The sequence below is a fragment of the Actinomadura sp. 1N219 genome, from assembly GCF_044326405.1.
In the GTDB taxonomy this organism is placed as follows: domain Bacteria; phylum Actinomycetota; class Actinomycetes; order Streptosporangiales; family Streptosporangiaceae; genus Spirillospora.
The window spans coordinates 36,709-61,554 of the sequence record NZ_JBIRAY010000007.1 but is presented as its reverse complement, the minus strand read 5'-3'; the positions used below and the strand labels follow the sequence as shown (position 1 = coordinate 61,554).

The 24,846-nt window shown below is 69.7% G+C and carries 24 protein-coding genes; 17 read left to right on the top strand and 7 right to left on the bottom strand.

Annotated features, from left to right (window positions below; all coding sequences use genetic code 11):
• Position 1 precedes the first annotated feature (1 nt).
• The 7 genes from ACH35V_RS22190 to ACH35V_RS22160 are packed head-to-tail and all read left to right on the top strand — an operon-like array spanning position 2 to position 6,959.
• Positions 2-1,531 (top strand): aldehyde dehydrogenase family protein, encoded by a 1,530-nt coding sequence (locus ACH35V_RS22190; protein WP_395974830.1) that lies wholly within the window; start codon positions 2-4, stop codon positions 1,529-1,531.
• Positions 1,532-1,548: 17 nt separating this feature from the next.
• Positions 1,549-2,343, top strand: a complete 795-nt coding sequence (locus ACH35V_RS22185) for an SDR family NAD(P)-dependent oxidoreductase (RefSeq protein ID WP_395974829.1) — start codon at positions 1,549-1,551, stop codon at positions 2,341-2,343.
• A gap of 38 nt (positions 2,344-2,381) precedes the next feature.
• Positions 2,382-3,413 carry a WD40/YVTN/BNR-like repeat-containing protein gene (locus ACH35V_RS22180; RefSeq protein ID WP_395974828.1) on the top strand — a complete coding sequence of 344 codons (1,032 nt, stop codon included), beginning with the start codon at positions 2,382-2,384 and terminating at the stop codon, positions 3,411-3,413.
• Complete coding sequence (locus ACH35V_RS22175) at positions 3,413-3,940, top strand: VOC family protein (RefSeq protein ID WP_395974827.1); 528 nt, start codon at positions 3,413-3,415, stop codon at positions 3,938-3,940. Before ACH35V_RS22180 ends, ACH35V_RS22175 begins: the two co-directional genes overlap by 1 nt.
• Before the next feature lie 9 nt (positions 3,941-3,949).
• On the top strand, positions 3,950-4,534 hold the full coding sequence (locus ACH35V_RS22170) for an amino acid synthesis family protein (protein WP_395974825.1): 585 nt from the start codon (positions 3,950-3,952) through the stop codon (positions 4,532-4,534).
• Positions 4,534-5,373 carry an alpha/beta fold hydrolase gene (locus ACH35V_RS22165; RefSeq protein WP_395974823.1) on the top strand — a complete coding sequence of 280 codons (840 nt, stop codon included), beginning with the start codon at positions 4,534-4,536 and terminating at the stop codon, positions 5,371-5,373. Before ACH35V_RS22170 ends, ACH35V_RS22165 begins: the two co-directional genes overlap by 1 nt.
• Positions 5,370-6,959, top strand: coding sequence for a bifunctional 3-(3-hydroxy-phenyl)propionate/3-hydroxycinnamic acid hydroxylase (locus ACH35V_RS22160; protein WP_395974822.1), 1,590 nt, complete (start codon positions 5,370-5,372; stop codon positions 6,957-6,959). The genes ACH35V_RS22165 and ACH35V_RS22160 overlap by 4 nt, the downstream gene beginning before the upstream one ends.
• Before the next feature lie 18 nt (positions 6,960-6,977).
• On the opposite strand, the gene ACH35V_RS22155 is transcribed toward ACH35V_RS22160, so the two are convergent.
• Both ACH35V_RS22155 and ACH35V_RS22150 read right to left on the bottom strand, forming a co-directional pair.
• Complete coding sequence (locus ACH35V_RS22155; RefSeq protein ID WP_395974820.1) at positions 6,978-7,373, bottom strand: carboxymuconolactone decarboxylase family protein; 396 nt, start codon at positions 7,371-7,373, stop codon at positions 6,978-6,980.
• On the bottom strand, positions 7,370-7,684 hold the full coding sequence (locus ACH35V_RS22150) for an NIPSNAP family protein (RefSeq protein WP_395974819.1): 315 nt from the start codon (positions 7,682-7,684) through the stop codon (positions 7,370-7,372). Before ACH35V_RS22150 ends, ACH35V_RS22155 begins: the two co-directional genes overlap by 4 nt.
• A 227-nt stretch (positions 7,685-7,911) precedes the next feature.
• Between ACH35V_RS22150 and ACH35V_RS22145 the strand changes: the two genes are divergently transcribed.
• A complete protein-coding gene (locus ACH35V_RS22145; RefSeq protein ID WP_395974817.1) occupies positions 7,912-8,220 on the top strand; it encodes a hypothetical protein in 309 nt (102 codons plus the stop codon).
• Between the two features lie 337 nt (positions 8,221-8,557).
• Here ACH35V_RS22145 and ACH35V_RS22140 read toward each other — a convergent pair whose 3' ends face one another.
• Positions 8,558-9,475, bottom strand: coding sequence for a LysR substrate-binding domain-containing protein (locus ACH35V_RS22140; RefSeq protein WP_395974815.1), 918 nt, complete (start codon positions 9,473-9,475; stop codon positions 8,558-8,560).
• A gap of 302 nt (positions 9,476-9,777) precedes the next feature.
• Here ACH35V_RS22140 and ACH35V_RS22135 point away from each other — a divergent pair, with 302 nt between their 5' ends.
• On the top strand, positions 9,778-10,098 hold the full coding sequence (locus ACH35V_RS22135; protein WP_395974814.1) for a UBP-type zinc finger domain-containing protein: 321 nt from the start codon (positions 9,778-9,780) through the stop codon (positions 10,096-10,098).
• A 22-nt stretch (positions 10,099-10,120) separates the two neighbouring features.
• Here ACH35V_RS22135 and ACH35V_RS22130 read toward each other — a convergent pair whose 3' ends face one another.
• Positions 10,121-10,303 carry a hypothetical protein gene (locus ACH35V_RS22130; protein ID WP_395974813.1) on the bottom strand — a complete coding sequence of 61 codons (183 nt, stop codon included), beginning with the start codon at positions 10,301-10,303 and terminating at the stop codon, positions 10,121-10,123.
• A 1,179-nt stretch (positions 10,304-11,482) separates the two neighbouring features.
• Between ACH35V_RS22130 and ACH35V_RS22125 the strand changes: the two genes are divergently transcribed.
• The 5 genes from ACH35V_RS22125 to ACH35V_RS22105 all read left to right on the top strand — a co-directional run bounded on the left by ACH35V_RS22125 (position 11,483) and on the right by ACH35V_RS22105 (position 15,571).
• A complete protein-coding gene (locus tag ACH35V_RS22125; protein WP_395974812.1) occupies positions 11,483-12,268 on the top strand; it encodes a GAF and ANTAR domain-containing protein in 786 nt (261 codons plus the stop codon).
• Positions 12,269-12,319: 51 nt separating this feature from the next.
• A complete protein-coding gene (locus tag ACH35V_RS22120) occupies positions 12,320-13,057 on the top strand; it encodes a GAF and ANTAR domain-containing protein (RefSeq protein ID WP_395974811.1) in 738 nt (245 codons plus the stop codon).
• A 289-nt stretch (positions 13,058-13,346) separates the two neighbouring features.
• On the top strand, positions 13,347-13,718 hold the full coding sequence (locus ACH35V_RS22115; RefSeq protein ID WP_395974810.1) for an STAS domain-containing protein: 372 nt from the start codon (positions 13,347-13,349) through the stop codon (positions 13,716-13,718).
• A gap of 1,059 nt (positions 13,719-14,777) precedes the next feature.
• Positions 14,778-14,945: a hypothetical protein gene (locus ACH35V_RS22110; protein WP_395974809.1), complete on the top strand. Its 168-nt coding sequence runs from the start codon at positions 14,778-14,780 to the stop codon at positions 14,943-14,945.
• A gap of 47 nt (positions 14,946-14,992) precedes the next feature.
• On the top strand, positions 14,993-15,571 hold the full coding sequence (locus ACH35V_RS22105; RefSeq protein WP_395974808.1) for a DUF5994 family protein: 579 nt from the start codon (positions 14,993-14,995) through the stop codon (positions 15,569-15,571).
• A gap of 507 nt (positions 15,572-16,078) precedes the next feature.
• Here ACH35V_RS22105 and ACH35V_RS22100 read toward each other — a convergent pair.
• Positions 16,079-16,375: a hypothetical protein gene (locus ACH35V_RS22100; RefSeq protein ID WP_395974807.1), complete on the bottom strand. Its 297-nt coding sequence runs from the start codon at positions 16,373-16,375 to the stop codon at positions 16,079-16,081.
• Positions 16,376-16,702: 327 nt separating this feature from the next.
• Between ACH35V_RS22100 and ACH35V_RS22095 the strand changes: the two genes are divergently transcribed.
• Together ACH35V_RS22095 and ACH35V_RS22090 are read left to right on the top strand one after the other, a co-directional pair.
• Positions 16,703-17,911, top strand: a complete 1,209-nt coding sequence (locus tag ACH35V_RS22095) for a PP2C family protein-serine/threonine phosphatase (protein ID WP_395974806.1) — start codon at positions 16,703-16,705, stop codon at positions 17,909-17,911.
• 425 nt (positions 17,912-18,336) lie between these two features.
• Positions 18,337-18,870, top strand: a complete 534-nt coding sequence (locus ACH35V_RS22090) for an AAA family ATPase (protein WP_395974805.1) — start codon at positions 18,337-18,339, stop codon at positions 18,868-18,870.
• Between the two features lie 154 nt (positions 18,871-19,024).
• Here ACH35V_RS22090 and ACH35V_RS22085 read toward each other — a convergent pair whose 3' ends face one another.
• Both ACH35V_RS22085 and dnaE read right to left on the bottom strand, forming a co-directional pair.
• A complete protein-coding gene (locus tag ACH35V_RS22085) occupies positions 19,025-19,918 on the bottom strand; it encodes an SAM-dependent methyltransferase (RefSeq protein ID WP_395974804.1) in 894 nt (297 codons plus the stop codon).
• A gap of 196 nt (positions 19,919-20,114) precedes the next feature.
• Positions 20,115-23,672 carry a DNA polymerase III subunit alpha gene (dnaE, locus tag ACH35V_RS22080; protein ID WP_395974803.1) on the bottom strand — a complete coding sequence of 1,186 codons (3,558 nt, stop codon included), beginning with the start codon at positions 23,670-23,672 and terminating at the stop codon, positions 20,115-20,117.
• Positions 23,673-23,776: 104 nt separating this feature from the next.
• Here dnaE and ACH35V_RS22075 point away from each other — a divergent pair, with 104 nt between their 5' ends.
• Positions 23,777-24,742, top strand: coding sequence for a LysR family transcriptional regulator (locus ACH35V_RS22075; protein WP_395974802.1), 966 nt, complete (start codon positions 23,777-23,779; stop codon positions 24,740-24,742).
• Positions 24,743-24,846: the final 104 nt, after the last annotated feature.

The window sequence follows — 24,846 nt, the reverse complement described above, 5'->3', positions numbered from 1 at the left end:
CATGCCGAACAATGCCGTGCCGAACAGTACGTCGCATGCCGCCGAACGGGTGCGCGGGTTCCTGGCGTCCCCGCGCACCATGCTCATCGGCGGACGGTGGGTCCCCGCGGCCTCCGGGGAGACGTTCGAGTCGCTGGACCCGGCGACCGGCCGCGTGCTCACCACCGTTCCCGCGGGCGGCGCGCCCGACGTGGACCGGGCCGTCGCCGCCGCCGAGCGCGCCTTCGACGACCCGGCCTGGCGCGACCTGACCCCGCTGGAGCGGGGCCGCATGCTCGACCGGCTCGCCGACCTGATCGAGGAGAACGCCGACGAGCTGGCGCTGCTGGAGGCGCAGGACAACGGCAAGCCCGTCGCCGTCGCCCGGATGGTGGACGTCGGCGCGAGCGTCAAGCTGTTCCGCTACTTCGCGGGCTGGCCGAGCAAGCTGGAGGGCAGCACGATCCCGGTGTCGCCGCGCGCCGGGATGCGGGTCCTGAACTACACCGTGCACGAGCCGGTCGGCGTCGTCGGCGCGATCGTCCCGTGGAACTTCCCGATGTCGATGGCCTGCTGGAAGCTGGCCCCCGCACTGGCCGCGGGCAACACCGTCGTGCTGAAGCCGGCCGAGGAGACGTCGCTGAGCACGCTGCGGCTGGGCGAGCTGGTCGCCGAGGCGGGCTTCCCGGACGGCGTCGTCAACATCGTCACCGGGTACGGCCGCGTCGCCGGGCAGGCGATCGCCGACCACGGCCGCATCGCGAAGGTCGCGTTCACCGGCTCCACCGAGGTCGGCCGGACGGTCGCACGCGCCGCCACCGGCAACCTGAAGAAGGTCACGCTGGAACTCGGCGGCAAGTCGCCGAACATCGTGCTGCCCGACGCCGACCCCGAGCTGGTGGCGCGCGGCGCCGCGGACGCGATCTTCTTCAACCAGGGGCAGGTGTGCACCGCCGGGTCCCGGCTGTACGTGCACGAGAAGATCTACGACGACGTGCTGGCCGCCGTCGTGGAGCGGGCGAAGTCGATCGTCGTCGGGCCGGGCACCGACCCGGCCACGCAGATGGGCCCGCTCGTGTCGGCCAGGCAGCGCGACCGCGTCGCCGGATACGTGCGGTCGGGTACCGAGGAGGGCGGCCGGATCGCCGTCGGCGGCGGCCGCCCGGACGGCCTCGACTCCGCCTACGACGACGGGTACTTCCTCGCCCCGACCGTGTTCGAGGACACCGACCACGGGATGCGGGTCGTCCAGGAGGAGATCTTCGGCCCGGTGCTGGTCGCGATGAACTGGCGCGACGAGGACGACCTGGTCGCCAAGGCCAACGACACCCCGTACGGCCTGTCCGCCGGGGTCTGGACGAACGACGTCCGCGCCGCGCACCGCATCGCGGGCGCGATCAAGGCGGGGACGGTGTGGGTCAACTGCTACAACCTCACCGATCCGGCGTCGCCGTTCGGCGGGTTCAAGCAGTCGGGATGGGGCCGCGAGATGGGCCGCGAGGTCCTCGGCAACTACACCGAGACCAAGAGCGTTTGGGTCAACCTCACCTAGAACGGGAGCCGACCGAAGTGGATCTGGAACTCACCGGCCGGGCCGCCATCGTCACCGGCGGCGGCCGCGGCATCGGCAGGGCCGTCGCCCGGGAGCTGGCGCGCGAGGGCGTCGCGGTGGCGATCACGTCCCGCACGGCGAGCGCGCTGGAGACGGCGGCGAAGGAGATCGAGAGCGAGACCGGCGGGCGGGTCGTGCCGATCGCGGCGGACACCACGTCCACCGCGTCCGTCCGCGCGATGGTGGACGAGGCCGTGGCGCGGCTCGGCCGGGTGGACGTCCTGGTGAACGGCGCCGCGGCCCCCGGCGGCCGGGTCCGCAACCCGGTCGAGGAGGCGGACCCGGAGGCGCTGCTCGACGACCTGAACACCAAGGTCGTCGGCTACTTCCGCTGCGCGCAGGCCGTCACCCCGCACATGCGCGCCACCGGCTACGGCCGGATCATCAACATCGGCGGGCTGACCGGACGCGCCAGCCACGCTCTGTCCGGCATGCGGAACCTGGCGGTGACGCACCTGACGAAGGCGCTGTCCGACCAGCTCGGCCCGGACGGCATCACCGTCAACGTGCTCCACCCGGGAGTGGTGGAGACCGAGCACATCCACGAGCTGTACGAGGCGGAGGCCGCCAAGCGCGGCACGACGGCCGCAGCGGTCGAGCAGAGCTACATCGACCGGACGCCGATCCGCCGGGTGCTGACCGTCGAGGAGGTCGCCGAGACGATCTGCTTCCTCGCGTCCCCGCGCGCGGCGGCGATCACCGGCGAGTCGATCGGCATCGACGGCGGCCTCACCCGCGGAATCTTCATCTAGGCGTCCAGACAGGCATCCGGACAGGAGGGAGCACCGGCATGGAAGGAACCATCCTCGTCGCCACGGCTGGCCAGGGCGTGCTGCGCAGCAATGACGACGGCGTCACCTGGGCGCGGCTCGGCGTCGGCATGGACCTGGAGTTCGACGCCGTCGTCCGCTGCCTCGCCGTCGACCCGGCGCGGCCCGAGACCGTGTACGCCGGGGCCGACATCGGCGTGGCCCGCAGCGACGACGCCGGGGCCACCTGGCGGCGCGTGGACGGGCCGATGAACGGCATGGCCGTCTGGTCGATGGCGATCGACCCGCACGACCCCCGCTGCATGATCGTCGGCACCGGGGCGCCGTCCCGGGCGGCGCTGTTCCGCACCGACGACGGCGGCGAGACCTGGCACCGGCTGCCGCCGGACATCCCCGAGTTCTGCGCCGGGGTGAACCGCCCCCGCATCCTGACCATCGCGTTCGACCCGGCCGTGCCGGGCGCGGCGTGGTTCGGGATCGAGGAGGGCGGGCTGTGGCGCAGCGACGACCGCGGCGACACCTGGTCCCGCGTCGACGGCACGCCGAAGAGCACGCCGGACGGGGTGACCAACTCCGACATCCACTGCGTCACGATCCTGGAGCCGGACGGCGACAAGCCCAAGACGATCATCGTCGCGGTGGTGAACGCGCTGTTCGTCAGCACCGACGACGGCAAGACCTGGACCCGCACCGACTCCCGCGCGGAGTTCGGCGTCTACTACACGCGCCTGGTCACCCGGCTGCCCGGCGGCGACGAGCTGCTGCTCGGCATCGGCGACGCCACCCCCGGCACGATGACGAAGATCCTGGTCTCCACCGACCGGGGCGCGTCCTGGACGGAGTCCGCGCTGGACGTCCCCGCGAACTCCACCACGTGGGCGTTCGGCGTCCACCCGGCCGACCCGTCGGTGGTGTTCGCGGGCACCAAGTACGGCCACCTGTTCCGCTCGGCGGACGCGGGCCGCACCTGGACGAAGGAATGGCGCGAGTTCAGCGAGATCACCGATGTCGCCTGGACGCCCGCGGTGGTCCAGGTGGAGGGAGGCCACTGATGAACATCGACCCGGACGAGACCGTCCTGCCGGACGGCGCCGAGCCCACCGCGCTGCCGCCCGTCGCCGGGCTCCGGCCGCGGGTCCGCCGCACCCACCTGTCGCTGTTCGTCCGGGACCCGGAGGCGTCCGCGGCCTGGTACGAGGACGTCCTCGGCATGGAGGTCACCGCCCGCACCCCCGACTGGGTGTTCATGTCGTTCGGCGTCAAGCACCACGACATCGCGCTGATCAAGGCGCCGGAGGGCGCCGCGCAGGGCGTCATCGGGCTCCAGCACTACGGCCTGGAGGTCGAGGGCGACTTCGACGAGTGGCGGCGCCTGTACGGGATGCTGCGCGCCAAGGGCGTCCCCGTCGTGAAGACCACCGACCACAAGGTCGGGTTCGGCCTGTACTTCACCGACCCGGACGGCAACCGCTTCGAGTTCTTCCACGAGACCGTCACCGACGACGAGGAGGGCAAGCGGATCCTCGGCAAGTACGGCGCGCCCAGCGACCCCTTCGACGTCGACCCCCTCTACGAGTAAGGACCGGCCATGGGCTACCACATCCGCAAGTGGTTCACGCAGGTCGAGGACACCCTCGCCAACGAGACCGGGCAGGCCGCCGACGGCCCGCCGGTCCGCAAGGTCGTGATCGGCGCCGCGATCCGCAACCCCTACGCGGGACGGTTCAGCGAGGACCTGTCCGAGATCGTGGACGACTCCGCCGGGCTCGGCGTGGAGTTCGGCCGCCGCGCCGTCGCGGCCGCCGGGGACCACATGATCGTGAGCTACGGCAAGGCGTGCCTGGTCGGGGTCGCCGGGGAGTACGAGCACGGCAACGCGTTCCTGACGCAGACGTTCGCGGACCCGGTGCGGGACGCGGTCGGCGGCGGGAAGTCGTGGGTGCCCTCCACCGGGAAGCGCGGCGGGCCTGGCACCGCGATCGACGTGCCGCTCGCCCACAAGGACGCCCTCTACGTCCGGTCCCACTACGACACGATCACCGCGATGTTCCCCGACTGCCCGTCCCCGGACGAGGTCGTGGTGATCTTCGCGTTCGCCACCCGCGGGCGGCTGCACGCGCGGCTCGGCGGGCTGCGCGCGTCCGAGATCGAAGGCGTCGACGGGCTGCGCTGATGGAGGACCGGTTCACCACCCTCGGCGGCCTTCGCGCCCACTACGTCGAATGGGGCGACCCCGCCGCCCCGCCTGTCGTCCTGCTGCACGGCCTGCGCAGCTACGCCCGCACGTGGGACGGCGTCGCCGCCGCGCTCGCCGCCGACCACCGGGTGCTCGCGCTCGACCATCGCGGCCGCGGCGACAGCGCCTGGGACCCGGCCCGCGACTACTACACCGGCGCCTACGTCCGCGACCTTGAGGAGTTCGCCGACCGGCTCGGGCTGGACCGGTTCGCGCTCGTCGGTCACTCCATGGGCGGCGCGAACGCGCTGGTGTACGCGTCCAGGCATCCGGACCGGGTCCGCCGGGCCGTGATCGAGGACATGGGCCCGGGCGCGTCCGCCGGAGGCGCGGGGGCCGAGCGCATCAAGCGCGAGCTGGCCGAGACGCCCCGCGCGTTCGCCGACCTGGACGAGGCCCGTGCGTACTGGCGGTCGGTGCGTCCGGCGGCGTCCGACGACGCGATCGAGTCGCGGGTGCGGCACACCGTCACCGGCGACGGCCGCGGCGCCCTCACCTGGAAGTTCGACCTGGACGGCATCGCCGCGGCCCGGCTGGACGCCGGCCCGTCCCGCCAGGTCGACCTGTGGCCGTGCGTCGAGCGGCTCGCCTGCCCGGCGCTCGTGCTGCGCGGCGGCGACTCCGACTACCTGAGCCGCGACGTCTGCCTGCGGATGGCCGCGCGGCAGCCGCTGCTGGAGTGGGCGGAGATCCCCGGCGCGGGCCACTACGTGCACGACGACGACCCGGCCGCCTTCGCAGCGGCCGTCACCGCCTTCCTTCGGGAGGACCGATGACCGAGGTGGACGTCGCGATCGTCGGGGCGGGCCCGGTCGGCCTCACCATCGCCAACTACCTGGGCATGTACGGGGTGGAGACGCTCGTCCTCGAACGCGGGCACGGGATCGTCGAGTACCCGCGCGCCATCGGCATGGACGACGAGGCGCTGCGCGCGTTCCAGGGCATCGGCCTGGCCGGGCCGCTGCTCGCCGACATGATCCAGAATGTCCCGCTGCGGTTCTTCGACGGGACCGGGCGCTGCTTCGCCGACATCCTGCCCGGCACCCGCGAGTTCGGCTGGTACCGGCGCAACATCTTCATGCAGCCACTCGCAGAGCGGACCCTGCGCGACGGGCTGGAGCGCTTCCCGAACGTCACGCTGCTGCCGGGGCACGACGTCGTCCGGCTCCGCCAGGACGGGGACGGCGTCGACCTCGACGTGCTGACCGACGACGGCGGGCACCATGTCGTCCGCGCCAAGTACGTCGTCGGGGCGGACGGGGGCCGCAGCACCGTCCGGGAACTGTCCGGGATCGTCCTGGAAGGCGACACCCATCCGCGCAAATGGGTCGTCATCGAATGCGACAACGACCCCGTGGACGCCCCTTTCACCGGCCTGCACTGCGACCCGGCGCGCCCCTACGTGTGCGCCCACCTGCCCTTTGACTACCGGCGCTGGGAGTTCATGCTGTTCCCCGGCGAGGACGGCGACACCATGCTCGCCCCGGAGAACGTACGGAAACTGCTCGCCCGGCATGTCCCGGATCCCGACTCGGTCAACGTCATTCGCGCCCGCGTCTACACCCACCATTCCCGGGTCGCGCAGCGGTTCGTCTCAGGCCGGGTCTGCCTCGCCGGGGACGCGGCGCATCTCATGCCGCCCTGGGCGGGTCAGGGGATGAACACCGGAATCCGCGACGCCGTCAACGTTTCCTGGAAACTGGCGGCGGCCGTCCAGGGGCGAGCCGCGCCGTCCATTCTGGACACCTACGACACCGAGCGCCGAGCCCATGCCCGCGCGATGGTGAACCTGTCCACGACGCTCGGCCGCGTCCTGTCGCCGACCGACCGGCGGGTGGCTTTTCTGCGCGACGCGTTCTTCCGCGCGGCGAACTGGACTCCCGGCGTCAAGGAATGGGTGCTGCAGATGCGGTTCAAGCCCATGCCGCGCTACCGGGACGGAATCGTCGTCCCCTCCGCACCGGCAGTGGGACGGATGTTCGTCCAGCCCGATGTGGAAACGCTCGACGGTGCCACCGTCCCGCTCGACGATGTGCTCGGAAAGGGCTTCGCGGTGCTCGGTTTCGAGACAGACCCCGCCGAGCATCTGGACGACGGCCACCGCACATTCCTGCACGGCCTGGGAACGACCTTCCTCAAGGTGGTGGAGTCGCGTCCGGGTTCGTCGCACCACCACGCCGCCCCGGACACCGTCGTCATCGAAGATCGGGACAACGGCCTGCGGCAATGGTTCGACGGACGCCCCGAACGCCTGGTCGTCCTCCGCCCCGACCGCTACGTGGCAGCCCTGACCGGCCCCACCGGACTGAACGGCGCCGTCGACGCCCTCCGGGAACGGCTCGGCGCGGCGGCCACCGTGTGACCGCCGCGCCGGGCGCCTTCAGGAAACGGTGACGGTCGGCTCGATCCCTTCCGCACCGACTACTTCGCACCAGGCTTCGAAACCGTGCTGGAATGCGACCACACCCGCCTCCGGAAGGGCGATCTCGATCGCCTCAAGGATCTCCCGCGGGTCGACGCCCAGCTCCAAGGCCACCCTGATGTGGCTCTGGATATGGCCCTTCCCGGCCCGCATCACGGTGAGGCTGACGATGAAGATCAGCTCTTTCGTGCGCCGGTCGAGACTGCGCTCCCGCAGATAAGCCGCCGACACCAGGCCGTTGGCCGCCTGCAAGACCTCGAAATCCTGCTTGGCCATGAGCTTGTGGTAGTCGAGCACGTATCCGCGCTTCCGGACCATCTCGTCGACGTACGCCTGCGGATCGCTGTCGCTCATTTCGTGCCTCCCGGTGCGGCTTCGGCGAGAATGCGGTTCTCCTGCGCGACCAGGAGGTCCCGGACGCGGCGCCGGAACGCCGCGAACCCCGGGTCCGCCGCGAGCGCGCCGCGCCGCTTCTCCCGGTCCCGCAGGCTCTCGTACCGCCACAGGTAGACGAGCGTGTTCAGCTCGCCGACCTCGGTCCGGTACACGCCGAGCGGCTCGCCCAGATGGGCGACCTGAGAGGCCCGCCCGCACTCCTCCCAGAGCCTGAGATACTCCGCAACGCCACCCGGAACCATCGTGTAGTTGCGCTCCTCGACGATCAAACCACGCCCCTCCCAGCCCGGCACGACAGCCGATTAATAGTTACGATAGTAACAATTAATACAATAAGTGTTACCCTGTCAAGCGCCCGGCACCAGACCGAGGAAGCCGTCCCAGATGCCGCGGTCGATCAAGCGTTCCCATCACGATCCGAGTCGTTCAGTTTCGTCGCCTTGGAGGCGATGGCGTTGCGGCCCGGACCGTCGTCGTTCCCGGGTTCGACGAGGACGTGGTCGGCAGCGCCGAGGAAACGTGCCTGGCCAAGACCGCTACCAGCGCCCGCGTCATCGCGCTGGACCGCACCACCGCCGCCGCCCTACGCGCTCACCGTGAGCGGCAGCGACGCGAACGCGAGCAGGGCGGGCCGAGCCACGGCGACGGCGGGTTCGTGTTCACCGGCCCCAACGGTGACCCGCTGAACCCCGACCGGCTGACCCGCCTGTTCCGCGATCTGATCGCCGAGCATGGGCCGCCACCGGTCCGGTTGCATGATCTTCGTCATGGTGCGGCGACTCTGGCGTTGGCGGGGGGGAGTTGAAGGTGGTGCGGGACAGGCTGGGTCATTCCAGCATGACCGGACCTCCTCGTCATCCACGGTCGCCGTCCCGCCGCCGGACGCCATCACCCCGGACGAGGTGACGAGAAGAGCGCCCGCGAGAGCCGGCGGGTTCACGCCCAGGTCAAGACGGTTACCGCCAAGGCCACTGCCGCGCCGACCCGCGAGAGCGTGCGCGCCAGGCTGGAATGGATCATGCCCGATCCGGCCACGGTGACCGAACTCCCGCGTGCTGAGGCGCGCCGCTGGCCAGGCGATGGCGCCAGGGACTGACACCGTCGGCGAGCGATCCAGGGCGGGTTCGGGGCGGTGGACGGTATCAGTCTGAGGTGAGTCGGTCTGGTGTGGTGAGCCAGCCGAGTCGTGCGGACATGGCGCGTGCGCAGGTGACGATGGTGGTGACGTGGTCGGAGTCGTCGTCGGCGCGCCACAGGACCGACCAGGGGTAGTAGGACGCCGGTTCGGTGAGCGGCCGCCACAGGGTGCCGGGGAGCGCGCTGATGCACGAGGACGGCACGCAATACAGGCAGCGCCCCTGGGCGACGAGGTCGGCGGCGGCCCGGATGCTCTCGACCGTCCCCGCGTACACCGTCGGTGTGAAACCGGCGGCCCGGCACATTTCGATGGTGAACTGGTTGAACTCCGGGGCCTGCGCCTCTTCGGCGAGCAGCAGCGGCTCTCGGGCCAGGTCGGCCACCGGCACCGCGTCCAGTCCGGCGAAACGGTGCTCGTGCGGGATCAGCACGCCGAGCGGGTCGTACCGGAACACCTGCGAGGCGATCTGGGGCGGGGCGAGCGCGGCGCGGCCGATGCCGACGTCGAGGCGGCCGTCGGTGAGCTGCTGGTACTGCTCGGGCACGCCCGCCTCGATCTGATGGACGACCAGGCCGGGGTGGCGTGCCTGCGCCTCCTGGAGGATCTGGGGCATCGAGTCGTAGCTGGCGTCGATGATCCCCACGCGCAGCGCGGGCGCCGCGCTGCCGGTGGTGCGGGCGACCGCGACGGCCCGGTCCACGTGCGCCAGGATCTGCCGCGCCTCGACCAGGAACGCCGCGCCGGCGGCGGTCAGCGCGACATGGTGCGTGCTGCGCTCCAGCAGGCGGACCCCCAGCTCACGCTCCAGCCGCTGGATCTGCTGGCTCAGCGCCGACTGCACGATGTGCTCCTGAGCCGCCGCGCGGCCGAAGTGCAGTTCCTCGGCGACGGTCACGAAGTAGCGCAGCTGGCGCAGCTCCACGACCGGTACCCCCGCACGACATCGCCGCCATCCGAGACGGGGACCGTTCCCGCCAGGTCGGGAACGCGACGCCGACGTCGGCGTCGAGCGGGAAGGGCCCCGCACGAGAGCATACGTTCGCGGCCGATCGGCCGGAACCTTCCCGCCGACACGCGCGGGTGTTATGTGCGCTGGTGATGAGTTCCGCTCGCCTTGGCGGTTTCCGGGACGACGCCGCCCGCGATTGACTCGGCAATGCCGTGTCCGGGATCCACTGACCGTACGCGGAGCTCGCTGGGAGGACGGGGAGAGGAGGACCTGCAATGGGCGCTGACCACGGCAGGCGGCTCCAGATCATGTCCGTCTTCCCGATCAGCCCGAATGGATTGGCACCGCGTTGCAGGCACCTCGACGGGTTGGCGCCGGTGACCCCGCTGTCGGACCGGTGCCTGGGCTGCCAAGCGCTCGGCGCCACCTGGACAAGGTTGCGGGTCTGCCTGAGCTGCGGCTGGGTGGCGTGCTCCGACGACTCGCCCCGCCAGCACGGGCGAGCGCACTACCAGGAGACCGACCATCCCGTCGTCGGTGCCCTGGAGCCCGGGTCCACGTGGAAGTGGTGCTACGTCCACGGGCGCGAGGTCTGACCTCGTCGGCGGATTAGCGGCCTCAGCCCTCGTCGATCAGGTCGTACCGGGCCGGTCGATTCCTCGCCCCGGGCAGTCGGCGCCAGGTGTGGATCGGGTGGTGGCGGAGCCGGGCCTGGCGGGGGAGGGCAGGGCATTGCCGCCGTCTCGCTGGGGCTTGGCTGGACGCGGCGATGACCGCGTTGACGGCGGCGCCGTCGGGCATCGGCCGTTTCCTCGCCTCCCAGAGGAGCTTGTCCAGGCCGGTGGCGTGCCGAGGGGTCAGGGGGTGGACCCGCGCCGCCCGCACCTCGTCCGGCGCCGGGACGAGAAGACCGCCGGGCGGTGGGGAGACCGTTCGGGAGCCGTGCGGGTGAGCCGCAGGCGACGCGGCGCGCCGGCCTTCCAAGGCAGCCGGGCTCAGCCGGGCCGAAGCGTCGCGACCTGCCGTGTCATGGGCTCCAAGGTCGTCGTTCGTACCGGTCACCAAGACGTGGCACGGCCCCGGCTCCGTCCTCCCCGGCCGACCGGGACGGCACCGCAGGCGACCAGCGCGATCGCCCCTTTAGGACCGCGTGGACATGCTGGAGCCCCGGCCCGGTCGGCCGCGGATGGTTCGGGGAGAAGGAGCGTCGTCATATCGGCGGCAGCGCTGACGGACGGCGCACGCGCAGCAGGTGAGGCGTCGGCGGCGTGATCGGCGATCAGGATGTCCTCCGATCCGAGACGGGACGGCTGATCCGGAAAGGGACGGCTGATCGCCAGGGCCGTCCGCCGCTGTGAGGGACTACTCACCGTGCATCGGACGGCCCCGGTCGATCAGTGCGGCCCCAGCAGGTACCGGCCACCGTCCAGCCAAACCCGGTGATGGCTTGGGGGACACAGGCGATCGGTGAACGGCTCATCACGATGGCTGATCGGCGGCACGACGGCCGCCGCCGAGCGCCGCGGGCCGCCCGAAGGGGGGCCAACGCGCGCGTACATTGCGGGCGCCCGGCAACGACGGCACCGCGCGCTCGCGGTAGACCCGCACAGTGAGCCTTCCTGGCATAGGCTCATCCAGATCTGAGCGAGCGCGACTGGAGGAGTAGCCGCCGATTTTCGGGGCCGTTGCCTATCGCGCAGCTTTCTGAAGCGCTTGTTTGGCCTGATGGCGATTGTCAACGCAGTTCCACCAAGGGTGGTCATTGAGTGCTTCCACCAGCCGCGAGACGGCAGCGGCGCCGCACTGACCGCGCGGTGCTGCCGGTGAGGTATGACGAAGCGGCCGGGGTGCACGGCCTCCTCTGTGGCGCTTCACCCGGCGCTTCGGCGCCACCCCTGGAGCAGGCGGCCTACGGCGGAGCTGGGGGATAGGCTCGCCATTGAGACTCTGTGTCTGCGCCGGTAGGGCGGTGATCACCGCGTGGTGATCAAGGATGAGAACCGAGGTGCCCGGGTCTGGGCACTGATCCACGGGGTCGCCGGGGCCGAGGCCGTGTCGGTGGCGCATGTGTGCCGGGCCGTCGGCCTGTCGGCGGGCACGGACGGCGCGTCCCTGTCGCTGGTCACCGGGTTGGATAGGCGGACGCTGCTGCACGCGACCGACGAGACCGCTCGCCGGGTGGACGCTCTGCAGTTCTTGCTGGGCGAGGGTCCGTGCATGGATGCGTGGACGCAGGGTGGCCCTGTGCTGGTGGCCGATCTGGATTCGGGTGTGTCGCGGACACGCTGGCCCTGGTTCGCGGCGTCGGCGCTCGAAGCGGGGGCGGGTGCGTTGTTCGCGTTCCCTTTGCAGGTCGGCGCCATCCGTCCAGGTGTTCTGGTCCTCTACCGGGCTGGGCCCGGGTCCTTGTCGGGGGAGCAGCTGGCCGACGCGCTGGTGTTCGCGCGTACCGCCCTGGCTGTCACCTTGGACACCGTCGGTCCGCTCGGCATGGGAGACCGATCATCGGCGGGGCCGGCGCCGGAGGCGGGTGCCGGTGGGCTGGGTGAGGACCGGGCGGAGGTGTATCAGGCCACCGGCATGGTCGCGGTCCAGTTGAGCGCGGGGCTGGACGAGGCGCTGGTTCGGTTGCGGGCGCACGCGTTCGCCAGCGGCGAGAGCCTGCCCGAGGTCGCTCAGCAGGTGCTGGACCGCGTCCTGCGCTTCGCGCCCGAGGGCGGAGGCGTCGGGTCCGGGGGCGGTGGAGGCGTCGGGTCCGATGAGTGAGACGGTCGCTACGGGCCGGTGTGAGGGGCCGATCAGAAGGAAGGGAGCACAATGGCGCGTGAGCAGTTGTTGACACGGGTGTTCGTGGAGTTGGCGGACACGCTGGTGGCCGATTTCGATGTGATCGAATTCCTGCATCTACTCACTGAGAGATGCGTGCAGTTGCTGGAGGTCGATCAGGCGGGCCTGGTTCTGACCGATCAGTCCGGTGGGCTGCGGTTGGTCGCCGCCTCGTCCGAGCAGGCCCGGTTGCTGGAGGTGTTCCAGCTCGAGCATGACGAGGGCCCCTGCCTGGAGTGTCATTCCACCGGCCGGCCGGTGGCCTCCGCCGATCTGGCGGCTGACCGTGACAGGTGGCCGGCGTTCGCCGAGGTTGCGCTGCGCCGGGGTTTCGCTTCCGTCCACTCGCTGCCGATGCGGCTGCGCGATCAGGTCATCGGCGCCCTGAACCTCTTCCAGAACACGCCCGGTGCCTTGGGGCCCGAAAGCGCCGCCTTGGGTCAGGGGTTCGCCGACATCGCCACGATCGGACTGATCGGTGAACGCGCGGCACGTGAGCAGGCGCTGCTGTCCCAGCAGCTGCAGTCGGCGTTGAACACCCGGATCATGATCGAACAGGCCAAGGGGATGATCGCCGAGCGCGCCCAGGTGTCGGTGGACCAGGCGTTCACCGTGATGCGCCGGTACGCCCGCGATCACAACCGCAAGCTCACCGATGTCGCCGTCGCGATCACGCAGGGCGACCTGCTGCTGAGCGGCCTTCCCGCCGCGCCAGGGCAGGCGCCGTGAGCCGGTGGACATCGCCGAGGCGGCGGCCAGGCCCGCTCGCCCCGGCATTGAACCGGTCACGGGATTAGACCGCAGGCCGTGGGCGGCTTATGCTGCGTGCGACGGCGGTAGCCGTCTGTCGGCCGCTCCAGACCCTGGCGGCGTAGCGTGCATACGCTCCAGGGAAGTGGCTGTCATGACGGCATTCGAACCCTCACCCCTACCCTTCGTTCCGCTGGCGGCGCGGACGTGGCAAAGTGACGCGACCGGCGACCGCGTACCGGGAGGATCGCGGGTCGGTCTCCGGCGGATGGACGTCGACTGCGGTGCCGAGTCGACGGCGACGCTGATAGCGCTCACCGGGGAGATCGACGCCTCCAACAGCGGTTGGCTGACCGCCCAGCTCACCGCCGTGATCGCCGGCGCCACCACCGTCCGCACCGGGGCCGCACCGAGCAGCGGTGTGGTCATCGACCTCACGCGCGTCAGGTTCTGCGACGCCACCGGCGTCACTGCCCTGGTGAAGGCATTCAAGCGTGCCCAGGACGAGCACCTGGTCCTGGAACTGGCCGGAGCCACGGGACGGGTCGACCGCATCCTCCGTCTCACCGGCATCGACGACGTCCTCACCCTGCATCCAGAGCCGGCGGACGCGTTGAGGGCGCTGAGCACCCGAACGTGACCACCACGCGGCCCGGCGCGCATCGCCGGGTCGCCGTGCCATCACACCGGTGGGTTGAGCCTCCGATGGCCGATCGCGCTCGGCAACGTCGGCGATTCAGGAAGAACCGCCGCGCGGCCTCCAAACGGTCGGCGCGTCATGGCTGTCTTACCGACAGCACCGGATCGACGCCAGTCGGGCTTGGAGTCCGGCCGGGTTCCTCATCGGAGGGCAGATGTTGAAACTGCAGCGAAATCACTTCAAATATTCACGGGTATCGGAAGTTCTTGGAGCTGAGTGAGATATCTGGCAATGACGAAAATGCCATCCTGTGGTTGACCCGTCTCGCCGGCTGACCCCTGATCGGGGGAGTGCCATGCCGAACGCGCATTTCACTGTCCCTCCCCGACGATCCCGTCCATCCCAGCGTGACCGATGAGGTCGCGAGCGCGCGGGCCTGCCGGACGAGCCGGGTCTGGGCCGCCTTCATCGCACTGGACCACGTGACAGGTCGGTTCCGTTGATGAACGAACCGCAGGATGCTGTCCGGCGGCACCGGTGTTCGCGTTGCACCTGCCGGTGGCGGCGATCCGATCAGCGATCGCCGCCTCATGCACGACCGGGGCCGTGGGTCCAGGGCCGTCCGGCCCGGGGAGGAGCGGACGGCCCTGGAGAACCGGTCAGCCTCCCCCAGGCGGTGACCGGCCACGTCTCCAGCCAAGCATGATCACCCGGCGATGGACACGGCCAATCCACGCACACGCCATCACTTGCGCTGATGACGTCGCCTCGACCGGAACCCGGTAGAAAGGGAACGGGGGTTTTCGTGCTCCGGTGCCGAGGCTCCCGAGATTGCGAACAACGCATATTCACAATTACTCGGGTAGGATCAAAAATATCCGGCAATCGACGAGCTCCCCGTTCTGAGGGGTTGATCCGTCACACCGGCTCGCCCCCGAGAGGGGGAGTCATGCCGACCTCGCACACGCCTCGCGTCAACGGACGAGCCCGGCGCACCGGCCAGACCGGTTCGGTATCCCAGCTCAGACCACCCGGCCGCAGAGTCCCCGATAGTTCCTGGTGAGCAACACCGGTGATGTACGGATCTCCTTCGCCGGGATGAGCGGCGTCCTGCCAATGGCGGTCGTGCTCATGGCCGCGATGGGCATCGGGATCGCGGTCACCCTGATCCTGGGAACCGCCCGCCTCACCCAGTTGCGCCCGCTGACCCGCAGGCGCCTCCGCTGAGAAAACCGACCCAGTGCACCGAGCGGAACCCGAGGAAGGCGCCTGCCATGTGGAACAGCGAAGAACGCCGCACCACGATCAGCCTGTCACCACCCTCGACTCCCCGGCTGCGGCTGCGCCCCGCGGCCCCTCCCGGCTCGGCGCGGACCGTGCTGGACGGCGCCTGGTGGCCCCGCTCAGCCGACCCGGTCGCCGAACTGCCGGGTTTGATCCTGGCCCTGCAAGACCACGGCCCCATCGACGACCAGCGTCCCATCACCCACGTCCTGCTCCGGGGGGACGACTGGGACAGCCGTCCCCGCAGGCTGCGCATCGACGGCCCTTCCGACACCCGGGTGGTGCGGCTGAGCTGGTTCGACTCCCTGCCCTCTGGGCTGCTCACCGCGATCCACGCCGACGGCCGGCGCGTGGACCTGTTCACCGTCCCGGCCGCCACGCCCCCGGACGAAGCCGAGGCGTCGCTGGACGGGGCGTCCCACCCGCATAACCTTCTGCACAGCCCTGGCCTGCTGGCCGCCCTCACCCCGCCACCCGGCCGGATGGACCAGGCCAGCACCCCGACGGCCTCGGAGAGCGTCCGGGAATCCGAGGGCGGGCGACCTCGGAAAGACCCCGCGGGACGCTGATCCGGCCGCAGCCCGGCCGGCCCGTCATCCGGCCGTCCGGGCCGGTGCTCCCGCCCACCTGTGATCGGAGACCACCATGACCACGCCCACCGCCACCAGGTCCGCCATCAGGTCCGCAGCCGCCGGCTTTTTACGGGCCCCCGACGAAGTGAGGACGTCCGCCCGCCGCGCCGCCAGGCCCGGCAGCACCGTACGCCTCGCCGACCCCGGCCCGCAGATTGCCGCACGGCACGGCGTCACCGGGCTCGGTCGCACGGCCAGCGCCCACCCCGGCCCCAGGCGCCCATGCCGAATTCGCCGTATGACCCTGGGACGCCTGGCACAAGAGGGTCAAGACAACCAGTCCGGAACGGTTCCGCGGCGCGGATCATACGGGTGCACAGGCCCGGGCCGGAGGGCGACCTCATGAACAAGTGACGGTGCCTGTCGAGTTCTGCTCACCCTCGCCGCACTGCCCGGCCCGATCGGCCTGAGGAACTGCCGGCCGGGCCCAGCTCGCGGCGTCCTCTACAGGGGTTCGCTGATCCAGTGCCAGACGCCCCCCTCGTGCCGCGCGCGGACGAGGTGCGCGCCGCTGGAATCGGCGAGCTCGGCGACCGCCCGGATCAGCTGACGATGGAAGTCATCGGGAGGATGGGAGCCGGACGAGCCTTCCAGAAGGGACACGCTGACCTTGGCGTCGTCGCGGAGCTGCGCGGTCAGCCGTCCGGTCTCATCCAGGCGGAGCATCACGATCGCATCAGCGCGGACGATGTCATGGCCGCTGTCGGCCGCGATCCAGACTCCGGGCACCGTCCCGCTCATGGCCCTCACCCCCGGCTCCGACAGTCCGCACGACCACCATCCAACATAAACGGTTCGACGTCACGCTCGTCAGAATCGCGGCAGTTCGACGCGGCGGGGCTGCCCACCAGCTCGAACGGCTCGGCACCAGACCGCGAGCACGTGGACGGGCCGGCGCCCGTCACTCCGCGATCGCGCGGCTGCCGGGCGTGCGAAGCGCACGGCGACTGGGGCGGGTGAGGCAAACCGCGGTGCTCACGATCTGAACGTTGCCGACTACATGGAGTTATTGAGGCGTCAGAGGGCATAGAGACGGCCGTGGGGGAACGGATCAGGCCTGAGAACGCGGTGGATCGAAGCGAGGGGTTCGGTGAGCGGCTGCTGGGCCAGTTGCTGGACCGGGCGCACGAGATGCCGCCGCAGCTCATCGCGCCGCTGGTGGCCGAGGAGGTGCACGCGATCGGCGGCCGGGACGTCTCGATCCTGCTGCAGGACTACGCGCAGCTCACACTGGTGGCCCTCCCGGGCCGGGGCCTCAAGCAGACCGAGCCGGTGCCTTTGGTGGGCTCCCTGGCCGGGCAGGCGTTCCTGACCGAGACCGCCGTGGAGCGTGCGCAGGCCGACGGGGTGCGGATGTTCCTGCCCCTGCTGGACGGCAGTGACGAGATCGGGGTGATGGCCCTCACCCTGGACGTCGTCGACGATGACGACCGCAGGCTGCTGTTGCGGCTGGCGGGTCTGGTCGCCGACATGCTGGTCACCAAGAACAGCTACACCGACCAGTTCTTCCAGGCGCGGCGGCGGGAACCGATGACCGTGTCCGCGGAGATCCAGTGGTCGCTGCTGCCCCCGCTGACCATGACGACCCCGCAGATCGCCGTCGCCGGGATCCTCGAACCCGCCTACGACGTCGCCGGCGACAGCCTGGACTACGCCCTCAACGACGACGTGCTGCACCTGGCCATGATCGACGCGATGGGCCACGGCCTGAACGCCGCCGTGCTGGCCACCGTCGCCGTGGGCGCCTACCGGCACGCCAGGCGCGCCGGCGCGGGCCTCGCCGAGTTGTACGCGTTCATGGACACCGCCATTGATGAGCAGTTCGGCCCGGACCACTTCGTCACCGCGCAGATGATGCGCCTGAACGTCGGGACGGGGCAGTTGGAATGGGTCAACGCGGGCCATCCGGCGCCGTTGCTGATCCGGGGCGACCGCGTCCTGCGCGCTCTGGAGGGTCCCGGGACGCTGCCCGTCGGCATCGGCGGGTCGACACCCCTGATCAACACCCATCGGCTCCGTCCCGGCGATCGGATCCTGGCCTACACCGACGGCCTTATCGAAGAGCACACCGCCGGCGGGGAACAGTTCGGCGAGGAACGCCTGATCGCCACCATCGAACGCGTCGGACCCGGCGCCGCGACCGTGCAGCAAATGGTCCGGGACCTCTCCCACACACTCAAACGGGAAAGAGGCGGGATCACCAGCGACGACGCCACGCTCTTCCTCATCGAGTGGCGCGGCGGCACCGCCGACCACCTGACCAGACCACTCCTGTGAGGCATCACTTCCGCGCCGCTCCCGCGACAGCCGTCGCGGTACGCGGAACCGTCGAGCCGCCTGGGTGGCGGGACCGGGCTGACCGAGACCGTGCCATGCCCGGCACCGCGGGCGAACTTCCCGTGCTGTCGCGCGTCTGGGCCGCCTCGGGCGCGTCACCTTGAACCGTCTGCAGACCCGAACACCCTCACCCGCACCATGGTCCGAGACACTGACGACCCACTGGTGGCCTAGGGCGTGCCTCAAAGTGGGATGAGCGGCATGTCCGGCGGTGGAAGTAGTGAGGCCTTCGGTACAGGAGTCATCGACCAAGAAGACCCTGGTGCCGCCCTCCGCGCGCTGTGGTCGAACTGGCACGTTATTGCGAATCTGGCGTGACGGTCGGGTGGGCTGGTCCTGCGCCAGTGTGTTCTCACTAGCGGACTGTGTGGCTGGTTCTGCGGGAGACTAGCGCTGTGTTGGTGGTGTTTGGTGGGTTGCCTGGGACGGGGAAGTCGACGCTGAGCCGAGCTGTCGCGCTGAGGTTGAGGGCGACTTGGCTGCGGGTGGATGCGATCGAGTCGGCGATGTGGCGCGCTGGTGTCGAGCGGGATCGACCGACCGGTCTTGCGGCGTATGTGGTCGCCAACACTGTGGCGGACGCGCAGCTCGGCCTGGGGGCGACCGTGGTGGCTGACGCGGTCAATCCCGTCGAGGCGGCTCGGGCGGGATGGCGGCAACTGGCCGAGTCGCATCGGGTGGCACTTCGGGTCATCGAGGTGACGTGCTCGGATCCTGAGGAGCATCGTCGACGAGTTGAAAGACGAGTTCCGGCGCGTGATCAGCCTTGCCCGCCAGGGTGGGAGCAGGTTCTCGCTCGCGACTACGAGGCGTGGGCCGAACCGCGGCTGGCCGTCGACACCATGGAAGGTGAAGGGGAGTGCCTGAAGCAGATCATGGAGTTTGTCCGGAGCTCCTGAGCAGAATTGCCACGGGTTGGCGTTACGCCATCCCCAAGATTTCCGGCTTGGCCCGGCGTGCGGCCGTCTGATTCCACGTACGGCTGGATCGTGGGCGTTCGACAAGCCGGCGCCGAGTCGAGATGCAGCGGTGGCATCGGCTAAGCGTCCGGGGCTACCGGGTCAGGACGCCCCCATATTCGTAGAGGTTTGAACCTTGGGCGCGGCCTTCGAAGGGGCTGAGGGCGAGGTCGACGGAGGGCAGCGGCGGCTGGTTGGGGTCGGGGCGCCATTCCTTGAGGTTCACCAGGCCGGGGTTCAGGGGGCTGAGGCCGTCCAGCAGGGTTGCGAACTCGGCGGGGGTCCGGGATTGCCAGGGGATACCGGCGGCGTCGATGGCGGAGCCGAACGCTCGGCCGCGGGCCGGATCGTCGCAAACGACTTGTGAGGCGGCGATGTGGCTGCCGGGTACGGCGTGGTCGATGACGGCGTGCAAGGTATCGCGTGCATCTGCCAGGCCGCCGCCTGGGTCGTCCTTGAGGTGGTGGCCCACGGAGAGGTACAGCACGGCCACCGGCTGAGTGAAGTCGATCAGGCGAACCAGATCCGGGTGCTGCAATATGGCCGGGTCGCGCATGTCGGCCTGGATGATGGTGGTGGATTCGTCTTCGGCGAGCAGGGCGCGGCCGTGTGTCAAAACGATCGGGTCGATGTCGGCGTAAACAACTCGGGCATCGGCGCTGAATCGCTTGGCGACCTGGTGCACGTTATCGCCGGTCGGCAGCCCGCAACCGAAGTCGATGAATTGGGAGATGCCGGCGCCACCCTGTTCGGGCGGAGCGGCCAGGTAGCTCACGACCCGATACAGGAACTGCCGGTTCTGACGGGCGATATCCAAGCACTCGGGGAAGTTCGGCAGCAGATTCAGCAAGAAGTCCCGGTCGGCGGGGAAGTTGTCCTTCAAGCCCAGCATCCACCCATAGGCGCGCGCGGAATGCGGGAGCGAGGTGTCGATCTCGGTTGGGGTCATGCGTCCGGGCCGATCCGCCCAACTGGTATCGCTGGCCACGTATTCGACTCCTCGGGGGGCGGTGTCCGCGACTGCACACCCCAGATCCTAACCGAGAATGCCCAGCCGCTCGGAAGACCGGCGTAGTCGGGGTCTGGTTGACATTTGGGCGTTGCCACGGCCGCCGCAATCGCAGTGCGTGTCATCGCCTCAGCGTGGGCAGCCGATGAGCGGTTGTTCTTGGCGGCGGGAAGTGTCAGGTTCGGCCGATGGCGTCGGCGCCGAGGAGGGCCTTGACGTCACCGTAGAACGCCGGTCCCGGTGAGACCCGGTAGGGGCGGAGGTCGAGCAGCACGGTTTTGGCGGCGTGACGGTGAACCAGCAGGTGGACGGGCGCCGGGCCGGGGTGGGTGATCAGGATCTGTTTGAACTCCCGGACGAGCCGCGGGTTCACCCGGGATTCCTGGATCGTGATCACCACGGGTGGTGTGGTGTCGGCGGAGGCGAGATCGAGGGGGGCGATCTCCTCGCCGTAGATGCTCATCGTCTCGTCTCGGATGTTGATCCGGCCTCGCATGGAGATCACGCGGTCCTCGGCGAGTGTTTCTCCGTAGAGGGCGTAGGTCTTGGGGAAGATCAGGCATTCGATGGCGCCGTCGTGGTCTTCGACGGTGACGATCGCCCATGGGCTGCCCTGCTTGGTGACCTTGCGTTGCAGGCCGGAGATGATCCCGGCGAGCCGAGCGGGGCCGTCGGTGCGGCCGGAGGCGAGCAGGTCGGCGATGGTGGTGTCGCGATTGGCGTCCAGGGTCGGCTCGGCACCGTCCAGCGGGTGGGATGAGACGTACAGCCCGAGCATCTCCCGCTCGAAGGCCAGTAGCGTGCTCTTGTCCCATTCAGTGGTGGGGATTTCGACCGAGAACGCGTCGCCGGAGCCGGTTTCGTCGAGTGCGCCGAAAAGGGAGTCCTGGCCCCGGGCCTGATTGCGTTTGGCGTCGATGACCGCGTCTATGGCCTGCTCGTGGACCGTGACGAGGGCCTTGCGCCGGTGGCCGAGGCCGTCGTAGGCGCCCGCCTTGGCCAGCGATTCGATGACGCGCTTGTTGCAGACGATCGGCGGGACCTTGGTCAGGAAGTCGTTGAAGCCGGTGTAGGCGCCTTTCTCGCGGCGGGTGTGCACGATCGCGTCGACGACGGACGCGCCGACGTTGCGGATCGCGCCGAGACCGAACCGGATGTCCTTTCCGACGGCGGTGAAGTTCAGTTCGCTTTCGTTGACGTCGGGGGGCAGCACCTTGATGCCGAGGCGGCGGCAGTCCGACAGGTAGACGGCCATCTTGTCCTTGTCGTCGCCGACGGAGGTGAGCAGCGCCGCAAGGTATTCGGCTGGATGGTTCGCCTTGAGGTAGGCCGTCCAGTAGGAGACGACGCCGTATCCGGCGGTGTGGGATTTGTTGAAGCCGTAGCCGGAGAAGGGGACCAGGACGTCCCACACGGCTTTGACGGCGTCGTCGGAGTAGCCGCGTTCTCTCATGCCGGCGGAGAACTTTCCCCACTCGGCGTCCAGGACGTCCTTCTTCTTCTTGCCCATCGCGCGGCGCAGCATGTCGGCGCCGCCTAGGGAGTACCCGGCGAGTTGCTGGGCGATCGCCATCACCTGTTCCTGGAAGACGACCAGGTGATAGGTGTCGCCGAGGATCGGTTCGAGCGCGTCCTCCAGTTCCGGGTGGATCGGCTCGACCTCCTGCTTTCCGGTTTTGCGGAGCGCGTAGTTGGTGTGGGCGTTCATTTCCATCGGCCCCGGCCGGTACAGGGCGTTGACCGCGGCGATGTCGGTGAACACCGTCGGCTGCATCAGCCGCAGCAGGACCCGCATGCCGGCGCTGTCGAGCTGGAACACCCCGAGCGTGTCGCCGCGCGCCAGCAGTTCGTAGGTCGCCGGGTCGTCGAGGGGGACGTCGCGGATGTCGATCTCGATGCCCCGGTTGGCCTTGATGTTGGAGATCGCGTCGTTGATGACGGTGAGGTTCCGCAGCCCGAGAAAGTCCATCTTGAGCAGGCCCATGTCCTCGGCCTGGGTGAAGGGGAACCCGGTGAGGATCGGGCCGTCCTGTTTCGGCTTCACCAGGGGGAGCACGTCGATCAGCGGCTCGGCGGAAAGGATCACGCCCGCGGCGTGGACGCCGGTGCCACGGGTCAGCCCTTCGACGCCCTTGGCGGTGTCCATGACGCGCTTGACCTCGGGCTCGTCCTCGTACAGCCTGCGCAGTTCGGCCGCCTCGCCGTGGCGGGGGTGATGCTCGTCGTGGACGGCCGACAGCGGGATCTCCTTGCCGCCGGCCGCGGCGGGGAAGGCCTTGGTGATCCGGTCTCCGAGCGCGTAGGGGTAGCCCAGCACGCGGCAGGCGTCCTTCACGGCGGCCTTCGCCTTGATCGTGCCGAAGGTGACGATCTGGCAGACCCGGTCACCGCCGTACGTGGCGGTGACGTAGTCGATCACCTCGTCCCTGCGGCGGTCGTCGAAGTCCAGGTCGACGTCCGGCATCGTGACGCGTTCGGGGTTGAGGAACCGCTCGAAGATCAGCTTGTGCTCGATCGGGTCGAGCTCGGTGATGCCGGTGCAGTAGGCGACCAACGACCCGGTCGCCGACCCGCGTCCCGGGCCGAGCCCGATGCCGTGCGCGCGGGCGTACCGGCAGATGTCGGCGACGACGAGGAAGTAGCCGGGGAAGCCCATGTCGTCGATCACCGACAGCTCGTAGTCCACGCGGTCCAGGACGTCCTGCGGCGGGTCGCCGCCGTAGCGATGCCGCGCCCCGGCCAGCGTCTCCTTCCGGAGCCAGGACGACTCGGTCTCGCCCGCCGGGACGGGGAATTTCGGCATCAGGTCCCGGTGCGCGAACACCTCGCCGTAGTCACCCACGCGCTCGGCGATCAACAGGGTGTTGTCGCACGCGCCGGGGACTTCGGCGTCCCACAGCGCCCGCATCTCCTCGGCGGTCTTGATGTGGTAGCCCGTCCCGGAGAACCGGAACCGGTTGGTGTCGCCGAGCTGCTTGCCGGTACCGATGCACAGCAGCGCGTCGTGCGCGTCCGCCTGGTTTTCGGTCACGTAGTGGGAGTCGTTGGTGGCCAGCGGCGGCAGGCCCAACTCCTTCCCCAATCTCATCAGGTCGTCGCGGACACGGCGTTCGATGGCCAGCCCGTGGTCCATCAGCTCCAGGAAGTAGTTCTCCTTCCCGAAGATGTCCCGGTACCTGGCGGCGATCTGCATGGCTTGGTCGTACTGGCCCAGCCGGAGGCGAGTCTGCACCGCGCCGGACGGGCAGCCGGTCGTGGCGATGATGCCTGCGCCGTGCGCGGCCAGCAGTTCGTCGTCCATCCGCGGGTACTTCTGGACGTGGCCTTCGAGCCAGGCCCGCGACTGGAGACGGAACAGATTGCGCAGGCCGCCGGCGTCAGCCGCCCACATCGTCATGTGCGTGTACAGTCCCCGCCCGGAGACGTCCCCGCCCGCGCCGGTGACCTCATCTGACCGGCGCAGCGCGGGGTCATCGCTGTAAAAGACCGGCCTACGGTGATGCCGCGAAGCCGGCGCCAGATAGCTCTCGATTCCGATGATCGGCTTGATCGCCGCCTTCCCGGCGGCCTGGTAGAACTCGTACGCGCCGTGCATGTTGCCGTGGTCGCTCATCGCCACGGCGGACATGCGCCGCCGGGCCACCTCGTCCATCAACAGGCCGACCTTGGCGGCGCCGTCCAGCATGCTGTACTCGGTGTGCACGTGGAGATGCACGAAGGACCGCGTCGGCAACCACGCCTCCTGGTTGTAGGCTCATTCGCGATGACGAGCATTCGAACCGAGGAATTGCACTGTTGTCCAACAAACAACACGCCCGAACGTCACAACCATCGGTTGTGCATCGAGGTGAAGCGGATCTGGACCTCGCCGCGGTCCGCGCCTTTGTCGCCATCACTGAGGACCGCTACTTCAGCGAAGCCGCGGCCAGGCTGGGAATCAGCCAGCAGGCCATCTCCAAGCGCATCGCCAAACTCGAATCCGTCCTCGGCGTGCCGCTGTTCGCCCGCAGGCACGGCGGGGCCGAGCTCACCAGCGACGGCGCCGCGTTCCTGACTCACGCGCGGGTGCTCGTCAACACCGCCGACCAGGCCGTGGAACTGTTGCGCAGCCGGCGCCGCGCGCTACGGGTCGACGTGCTGGACACCCGCGTGGCGCCGATCGACCTGATCCGGGCCTTCCACGAGACCGTACCGGACGTGAACATCGAGATCATCACCTCCGACGGACTCCGATCCGCCCGCGACGCGCTCGCCCGGGGATCCGTGGACGCCGCCTTCTGCAGGGTCGGCGGGACGCCGGGAGAGGAGCTGGTGTGCCTGCCGGCGCACCTGGAACCGGCGCATCTGCTGGTGGGTCGCGACCACCCCCTCGCCGGTCTACGACAGGTGGAGATCGCGCGGCTGGCGGGCCGCACCGTATGGATGCCCGGAAACGTCACCGGAAGCGAATGGGCCGAATACCACGACCTCCTCAGCTCCGAATTCGGCTTCCGGATCGACACCACCGGGCCCAACTTCGGCTACGAGCACTTCGTCTCCAAGATCGCCTCCGGTGAGCGTGCGACCAGCATCGTCGGCGAGAACGTCCGGATCCCCTGGCATCCGGACACCGTCCGGATCCCCCTGGTCGATCCCGTCCCCCTCTACCCATGGTCAATGCTCCACCACCGCCGCAACCACCACCCTGCCCTGGCGCTGCTCGCCCAGCACATCATCGGCCGCCACCGTCCGTTCGACCCCCGGCACCAATGGCTCCCGGCCCCCGATCGCGCCGCATTCACGGCCGACCCCAAACGCCACTGACACCGCCCGCTCCGATCGGGCGGGTGACCGGCGAACCCCCCGCGCAGCGGATCATCGAGGTCACCGGTGACGCGGGCACCGACCTGGTCATCGAAGGCTCAGGG

What these genes read in the sequence shown, in the direction of transcription:
- ACH35V_RS22180 (WP_395974828.1), top strand. Translation starts at nt 2,382, where the DNA reads ATGGAAGGAACCATCCTCGTCGCCACGGCTGGCCAGGGCGTGCTGCGC.
- ACH35V_RS22190 (WP_395974830.1), top strand. Translation starts at nt 2, where the DNA reads ATGCCGAACAATGCCGTGCCGAACAGTACGTCGCATGCCGCCGAACGG.
- ACH35V_RS22160 (WP_395974822.1), top strand. Translation starts at nt 5,370, where the DNA reads ATGACCGAGGTGGACGTCGCGATCGTCGGGGCGGGCCCGGTCGGCCTC.
- ACH35V_RS22100 (WP_395974807.1), bottom strand. Translation starts at nt 16,375, where the DNA reads ATGAGCGGGACGGTGCCCGGAGTCTGGATCGCGGCCGACAGCGGCCAT.
- ACH35V_RS22170 (WP_395974825.1), top strand. Translation starts at nt 3,950, where the DNA reads ATGGGCTACCACATCCGCAAGTGGTTCACGCAGGTCGAGGACACCCTC.
- ACH35V_RS22105 (WP_395974808.1), top strand. Translation starts at nt 14,993, where the DNA reads ATGTGGAACAGCGAAGAACGCCGCACCACGATCAGCCTGTCACCACCC.
- ACH35V_RS22120 (WP_395974811.1), top strand. Translation starts at nt 12,320, where the DNA reads ATGGCGCGTGAGCAGTTGTTGACACGGGTGTTCGTGGAGTTGGCGGAC.
- ACH35V_RS22165 (WP_395974823.1), top strand. Translation starts at nt 4,534, where the DNA reads ATGGAGGACCGGTTCACCACCCTCGGCGGCCTTCGCGCCCACTACGTC.
- ACH35V_RS22130 (WP_395974813.1), bottom strand. Translation starts at nt 10,303, where the DNA reads ATGCCCGACGGCGCCGCCGTCAACGCGGTCATCGCCGCGTCCAGCCAA.
- ACH35V_RS22115 (WP_395974810.1), top strand. Translation starts at nt 13,347, where the DNA reads ATGGACGTCGACTGCGGTGCCGAGTCGACGGCGACGCTGATAGCGCTC.
- ACH35V_RS22135 (WP_395974814.1), top strand. Translation starts at nt 9,778, where the DNA reads ATGGGCGCTGACCACGGCAGGCGGCTCCAGATCATGTCCGTCTTCCCG.
- ACH35V_RS22155 (WP_395974820.1), bottom strand. Translation starts at nt 7,373, where the DNA reads ATGAGCGACAGCGATCCGCAGGCGTACGTCGACGAGATGGTCCGGAAG.
- ACH35V_RS22175 (WP_395974827.1), top strand. Translation starts at nt 3,413, where the DNA reads ATGAACATCGACCCGGACGAGACCGTCCTGCCGGACGGCGCCGAGCCC.